Here is a 239-nt window from a genome sequence, read left to right as displayed (position 1 = left end):
GTTCATTGCCAAGAAGGTGCCCGCCTGGATCGGTGCCGTGGGCGCGAAGACCGCATTCATTGCCCCGGGATCACCTTGGCAGAACGGCTACTGCGAGAGCTTCAACGCCCGCTTCCGGCATGAGTTACTAAACGGCGAGGTCTTCACCACGCTGCGTGAAGCACAGATCCTCATCGAGCGCTGGCGTCGCCACTACAACACGGTGAGGCCCCACAGCGCCTTAGGATACCGGCGCCCAG

General features: G+C 62.3%; 1 protein-coding gene. It reads left to right on the top strand.

Features of this window, described 5'->3' with window-relative positions:
• Positions 1-239, top strand: a 239-nt coding sequence (locus R0J92_RS26210) for an integrase core domain-containing protein (RefSeq protein WP_411053843.1), incomplete at both ends; no start/stop codon positions are given.

Source organism: Tritonibacter sp. SIMBA_163, assembly GCF_046535935.1.
GTDB classification, from domain to species: domain Bacteria; phylum Pseudomonadota; class Alphaproteobacteria; order Rhodobacterales; family Rhodobacteraceae; genus Epibacterium; species Epibacterium scottomollicae.
Note: the sequence above shows the minus strand (reverse complement) of the source record. Positions and strands in the feature narration are given on the sequence as shown.